The following is a 6,623-nucleotide window of genomic DNA, read 5'->3' on the forward strand; positions in this document are numbered from 1 at the left end:
ATTAGCTCCCAGTATTGGCATGAAGATGCTGATCTAGCCACTGTTGTAGTTCACTAGATCGTAGTGCACCGCTTATTCTAGCAATTTCTGTGGTTTTATTCATCAACACAAGTGTTGGAATACTACGCACATTAAAGGCGCTGCTTAAACGTGGATTGGCTTCAGTATCAATCTTAGCAAACACCACATTTGGATAAGACTGAGCGACCTTGGCAAAATGCGGTGCCATCATCTTACATGGACCACACCACTCAGCCCACAGATCAATTAAAATGGGCAAATCACTGCTTGTAATAAACTGACCAAAATTTTGTTCATTTAAATCAATCGGTGCAAGCGGAATGAGTTGACCTTGGCATTGACCACAACTTGGATTGGCCTGTAATTTATCTTCAGGCACACGGTTTTTAGCCTGACAGCTCGGGCAAACAATAATCATGATGAAACTCCAATATATTGATCTAAAAAGGCAATTTGCGTTTGAATGGCTTGGTCTAAATATGGGGAATGATAAATATCAAAGTGTTGCATCGGCCACTCATGATACTGTACATACGGTGCAATGCGCGTGGCACAGTCGCGACTGACATCAATCGGCACCAGTGCATCGTGTTGGGCTGCGATAAACAAAACCGGACAACGAATATGCTGCACGTCGGTGATAGGTCGATAACGTATTAATTGCCATAATGCCCGAGCTGGAATCTGACCGCTCCAGTAATAATCAGGATGTACAATAGACAGATAATCGCGATGCTGCTCATTGCCATTAAAAAAACTAAATTGGTGTGCATCAACTACAGGTAGATATTTGGGGGCCAAGCCGACTTTTGCGCCCATGTAATCTTGGCTAGAGAGCTTTAAAGCCTTGGGTAGTGTATGTAAGGGATATTGCTTGGCCGTTTCCGCCCCATCAACAAAGGGAACTTGGGCCATGACAGCACGAATTTGCGGTAATTCTGCGGCTACATTTAACACATAGCCACCACTTAAGCCTGTGCCCCACAATACCATCTTGTTGGTATCAATTGATTTACGTGCAGCGACATGCTCAATCATTACATGCCAATCATGCAGCTGATGCTTGATTGAGACCAATTCACGCGGACGCCCTGTACTCCCACCCCAATACCGATAGTCAAACAGCACCACTGCATAGCCTGCCGTGGCAAAGGCTTTGGCATACTCAACCAACTTAAACTGACGTAAGGCAGCTAAGCCATGTGCCATGATAATCACAGCAGGTGGCACTTTCGTTTCAGGGTGATAAAAATCCGCTGCCAATACCTCTTTATCACTTTTCACATACAGCGGTTCAACGAAGTAACGATACATAAGCGCCCCATGCTAATGGCTGTGTTTTGCTGTAATTGCTTGTAAAAACCGCAACAGATTAAGGTTGTGTTTTCAGCATAATGCTATTATATCTCATTATCTATACATCTTATAATGGAGCGAAAGCATGAGCGATCAAGTCGGTTTTGCAGGTCAAATTGGCGCAGAGCATATTAGCCAAGTGGTTGAAAAAGGCTTTAAATCTGTGATTAACAACCGTCCTGACTTTGAAGGTGGCCCCGAGCAACCTACCAGCGCCCAAATTGAAGAAGCTGCGCGTCAAGCAGGTCTTGACTACGTATATCAGCCCGTTGTGGCAGGTCAAATTAGCGAATTAGATGTACGTGCTTTTGCCAATCATTTTAATGAATTACCAAAACCAGTATTGATGTTCTGCCGCAGTGGTAATCGCTCAAATAATTTGTATCAACTTGCCAAACAAATGGATTTATTAGATGACTAAGCAGCTTTTGGCAGCTGTGATCACTGTCCTCGCTTTGAGTTTAACAAGTCTAAGCTTTGCAGGTTCAGCAACTTTGCCATTGAGTAAAAGTCTCACCCCCAATGTTAGTGTTACTGGGCAAATGAACACCGAGAAATTTACCCAACTGATGCAACAGGGCTTTAAATCGGTCATCGTGAATCGTCCTGATCAAGAGCAAGGTAATTTGGTCACAGTAAATCAATTGCGTAGCATTGCTGAACATGCTCATGTCAGTGTGATTTATCAACCCGTGGTCAGTGGTAAAATTTCTGCAACAGACGTGGCTGAATTTGCCAAATACTATAATGAGCTTCCTAAACCAATCTTAATGGTCTGTCGTAGCGGTACGCGCTCGAAAGTCCTTTTTGATCAGGCAAAAGCACAAGGCTTATTACATGAATAAACTCTGTTTAATTTTACTTTGTTGTTTATCTCTTGCTGCATGTCAATCTATGCAACTGCGCCCAACTGCAGGAGTTATGGTTGGCAACCAGATATAAGAAAAAGTCCAACTTAAGTTGGACTTTTTTAGCGATTAAGTTTTGTTATTTTACTCTTAACCAAGATGTTGTCATTTTACCACTTGGGACACTTGTAACAATTTTCACATCATCACCAGCCGCACAGTCACGTACAAGCACATTATAACGAGATACAGTGTCTAAACTATCCACAAATGTACTTAAGTTATTAAGATCAATTACTCCTGGAACAGTTGTATAACCAGAACGTAATTCGACGCTACACGTCTTATTATTATCGGTTTTGTCTGCACTTTCAGCACTCACGCTTGTACCTGATGGCATAGGCACGCTTTGTTGGCTATTACCAAATACTTGGAAACTGAAATTATCATCGCCTAAAACTGATGCCTCATTGACTCCCATTCCCCATACCAATGTCGGTGTATCATGTGAGAATCCAAAGATCAACTGTTGACGTAATACTGCATTTAGGTCGTTATTACAGGTTTCTTGAATATTTGGTTGCAGAACCGTAGATGCAGTACATGCTAAATTGCCTGCCGCTTTACGGTAAATAAACTCACCTAAGTCATGAAGATTATTTTCATTATCATCGCGGAAAAAATCACCAATATTGCGAGTTAAAGTATCAACACCTGCTGTATAAATGTTATCCCCATTTACATCGATATAAGATTTATCACCTTCAACATAAGCCAATACACTAACACGATTGTCTAGTGGTCGTGGATTTTGTGTGGTCAAAGTTACTGTACATACACCAGCAGCATTGGTCATACAATTTGAATCAACCTTACCACCTTCAGATACAAAGCTAATCACCGTACCTGCCGGCACTGGGTTACCTGTACGATCGACTAAACGTGCTGTAATGGTAGCACTATCGCCATCAATATCTGTACGTAAAGCTTGTTTTGAAACTGAAAGACTCATACCGTTTTGTGTCACACGACCCACAGAAATGCTGACATCTTTAGATAATGCAAATACAGTTTGATCATCATTTAATGCTGCACGAATTTCTACCGGACCTGGAATACTTCCCGGATATAAATTAACAAAGACTTTACCATCAGCATTACTCGTAATAATTTTTGGTAGACGATTATTCAAATCTCCAAAGCTTAAGTCACTCGGTGCTTCATTTATGGTGAGTACGACATCTTTATTCGCAGCAGGAACACCATTTGCATATAAAGTAAATTCAATTTGACCAGAAGCTGCTGCACCACTACCTTTTATGCCTAAATTCACAGGTGCTGTGCTGCTATACACAAGTGAGTCCGCTAAAATAGCTTGTACGTTTAAATTAGTTGATACAGAGGTTTGACCATTCGCTGTAACTGCATTAATTGTGACAGGACCTTCACACAAGTCACCTGTTGCAGAGATTGCTTTATAGGATGTTAATACATTACCTTGATTCACAGATGTAACAGATGTTGGTTCAAACGTACCGCACGTTGCATTAAAATTCACAGGAATATTATTTTGTGCAGTACCATATTGGTTTGATGTTGTTAAACTTACATTGGTCGAACCACCCGATGCTAGACTTGCATTAGCGACAGTAATGGGTGATAAATTAACCTTAAGTGCCTGTAAACTAAAGGCTAATTCATTGCTTGCAGTGTTGCCATCATATTCAGCTTGTGCAGCAATACGATACACACCTGTAGTAGTGTCATCTTGTGGCATTACAGTAATACTTGCAATACCTTCAGCATTACTCAATACAGCTCCATTTGTTGTACCAAATACAACAGGCGCTGTAGAGCTAAAGTTAACAACCGCGCCACTGATACCTTGACCTGATTGATCTGTTACTTTAACTGTAGCAATGACACCGAGTGGAGTAATAGTTTGACCACTCATGCCATTACTATCTTGAAGCTCAATCACGCTAATATTAATTGTTTGTACTTCCTCACCAGTCCCTGGATTATTAGCATTACCACCTGAGTTATTATTTGATCCACTTTGGTCGTAATAACCATCGCTACCGCCGCCCCCACAGCCTGCTAATAAAATGGCTAAAGCCAAGGCAGAAAATTTAGATACATTTAACATATTCGAGTCTATCCCTCAAAGCTTTTTGAAGCTGTAATAATGATTATCGTGTGCTATGTAAGCATATTTGTTAATTGTTGTAAATGATCATAATTTAAAGCAAAGATTGTTTATCCTCTTAAAAAAGGAGTTTTATTGATGTATGACATTATTATTATCGGTGCTGGCACTGCTGGCATCGCAGCATATAAACAAGCTGCTCGCCATACACAAAATATTTTAATTATTAATGCAGGTCCATGGGATACTACCTGTGCCCGTGTAGGCTGTATGCCAAGTAAGGTACTCATTTCAAGTGCCAATCGTATGCATGATATACAGCATGCCAACGACATGGGCTTAAGTCTAAATGCTACAGTGGATACATCTGACGTCATGTCACGCGGGCGTAATTTACGTGACCGCTTTACTCAAGCCACCCTTGATGATGTAGAAAAATGGCCTACCCAACATAAAATCTCAGGTACAGCCAAATTTATCAATGCCAATACCATCGAGGTCAATGGTCAACATTATCAAAGCAAAAGTTTTATTGTGGCAGTCGGTTCTACGCCAACTTATGATCAAGCATGGAAAGATGAATTGGGTGATTTACTCATCACATCAGATCAAATTTTTGAACTCCCTCATTTACCCAAATCTCTAGCAGTCATTGGCAGCGGTGTGATCGCGTTAGAATTAGCACAAGCCATGCAACGCTTAGGTGTGCAAGTCACCATGTTTGCACGTAGCCGCAAAGTAGGCTCTTTAACTAGCCCTCAATTACAACAGATTGCACAAAAAACTTTATCGAAAGAAATCAAAATTTTATTTGAAACATTGCCTGAAAAAATCAATCAACTCAATGGACAAGTTGAGATCAAATATAGCCAGCAAGGCAAACAACAGACCTTAATAACCGATTATGTGCTAGTGGCCACAGGTCGTGAGAGCCAATTAAAACAGCTTGATTTAGAAAACATTGATCAAAGTTTCAGTGATCTCAAAAAACTACCGATTGATGCCAATACAAAGCAGCTAGGGACTTATCCGATTTTTGTTGTTGGAGATGCACATAGCTCTACACCCATTCAACATGAGGCTGCGCATGAAGGTAAAATGACAGTACAAAATTGCCTAAACTTTCCTGATGTAAAACCCATTAAAACGTTAACTGCTTTAGGGATTGTATTTTGTCAACCAGAGATGGCAAGTGTAGCTAAAACCCATAAACAATTAAGCGCAGAAAATATTGATTTTGTGACAGGTTTTGTAAGTTATGAAGGTCAAGGGCGTGCACAGGTATTGGCTAAAAACCAAGGTGCAGTAGAAATTTATATCAGCAAAAAAGATGGTAAAATTCTAGGCGCAGAATTATTTTGCCCAACAGCAGAGCACTTAGCACATCTTTTAGCGTGGCTGATTGATGCTGATGCAACATTAGAAGATGCTTTGAACAAGCCGTTTTATCATCCAACTTTAGAAGAAGGTTTGAGAACAGCGCTAAAGCATGCAAGACGCCAACTAAGTTAAGCTACACAGAGGCTGAGCTATGAAAAGCCAAGCTTGGCTGAATTTTTTAAGGTTTAATTTTAGGTCTATATTGTGCAATTTTTGTCTTTAAAAACATTTGGGCTAATGAGCTTATGTATAGCATTTACAGGATGCAATAGTTTACATGGCTCATTTCAACAACGTTCCACACAACTTGCCCAAGGACTACAAAATGCTTACCAAGTTTCGCCACAAGTGGCTCAACAAGTTGCACCAGTCATTATAGCAAATGCCGAGCGTTATGATTTACCTCCACTTACTGTTGCAGCCATGATCCAACAAGAATCAAGTTATCGTGCACAAGTAAGCTCAGGTGCTGGGGCAGTCGGGCTAATGCAGATTATGCCTAAATATTGGCAAAAAAATTGCCCTGGTGATTTATATCAAGTCGATATTAATATTGCCTGTGGCAGTTATATCTTAAATCGTTATCAGCAATCTGCAGGTAGTCTTAAAAAAGCACTGGCTTACTATAATGTTGGACCAACTGGTTATGAAAATAGCTGGAAAATGAAGCGGCAAGGTAAAAGATATGCCAAACAGGTCAAAGAAAAGGAAAAAATATTAAAAAAACAGTTATAAATTGTCTTACTCAGCCCAAAATATTTGGGCTATTTTTATATTCAAATTTCAGGCATAAAAAAAGGCCCCCTGATCAATGATCAGGGGGCCTTTTTAGAATAATGAGCTGGCGATGACTTACTCTCACATGGGTA

7 protein-coding genes are annotated in these 6,623 nt (G+C 40.3%); 4 read left to right on the forward strand and 3 right to left on the reverse strand.

Annotation, left to right across the window (positions count from 1 at the left end):
* Nucleotide 1: 1 nt before the first annotated feature.
* Complete coding sequence (gene trxC, locus Q0Z55_RS05385; protein WP_297425238.1) at nt 2-439, reverse strand: thioredoxin TrxC; 438 nt, start codon at nt 437-439, stop codon at nt 2-4.
* Complete coding sequence (locus Q0Z55_RS05390; protein WP_297425241.1) at nt 436-1,335, reverse strand: alpha/beta fold hydrolase; 900 nt, start codon at nt 1,333-1,335, stop codon at nt 436-438. The genes trxC and Q0Z55_RS05390 overlap by 4 nt, the downstream gene beginning before the upstream one ends.
* A gap of 127 nt (nt 1,336-1,462) precedes the next feature.
* Here Q0Z55_RS05390 and Q0Z55_RS05395 point away from each other — a divergent pair, with 127 nt between their 5' ends.
* A complete protein-coding gene (locus tag Q0Z55_RS05395; protein ID WP_297425244.1) occupies nt 1,463-1,798 on the forward strand; it encodes a TIGR01244 family sulfur transferase in 336 nt (111 codons plus the stop codon).
* Nucleotides 1,791-2,222, forward strand: a complete 432-nt coding sequence (locus Q0Z55_RS05400; RefSeq protein ID WP_297425247.1) for a sulfur transferase domain-containing protein — start codon at nt 1,791-1,793, stop codon at nt 2,220-2,222. Before Q0Z55_RS05395 ends, Q0Z55_RS05400 begins: the two co-directional genes overlap by 8 nt.
* A gap of 142 nt (nt 2,223-2,364) precedes the next feature.
* Here Q0Z55_RS05400 and Q0Z55_RS05405 read toward each other — a convergent pair whose 3' ends face one another.
* The gene (locus tag Q0Z55_RS05405; protein WP_297425250.1) at nt 2,365-4,374 is read right to left on the reverse strand and encodes an Ig-like domain-containing protein; all 2,010 of its coding nucleotides are present in this window, start codon (nt 4,372-4,374) and stop codon (nt 2,365-2,367) included.
* A gap of 138 nt (nt 4,375-4,512) precedes the next feature.
* Here Q0Z55_RS05405 and Q0Z55_RS05410 point away from each other — a divergent pair, with 138 nt between their 5' ends.
* Together Q0Z55_RS05410 and Q0Z55_RS05415 are read left to right on the forward strand one after the other, a co-directional pair.
* Entirely contained in the window at nt 4,513-5,886 is a 1,374-nt protein-coding gene (locus Q0Z55_RS05410; protein WP_297425253.1) for a dihydrolipoyl dehydrogenase, read from the forward strand.
* A gap of 105 nt (nt 5,887-5,991) precedes the next feature.
* Nucleotides 5,992-6,489: a transglycosylase SLT domain-containing protein gene (locus Q0Z55_RS05415; RefSeq protein ID WP_297425255.1), complete on the forward strand. Its 498-nt coding sequence runs from the start codon at nt 5,992-5,994 to the stop codon at nt 6,487-6,489.
* Nucleotides 6,490-6,623: the final 134 nt, after the last annotated feature.

It is taken from the genome of uncultured Acinetobacter sp., assembly GCF_947626835.1.
Lineage (GTDB): Bacteria > Pseudomonadota > Gammaproteobacteria > Pseudomonadales > Moraxellaceae > Acinetobacter.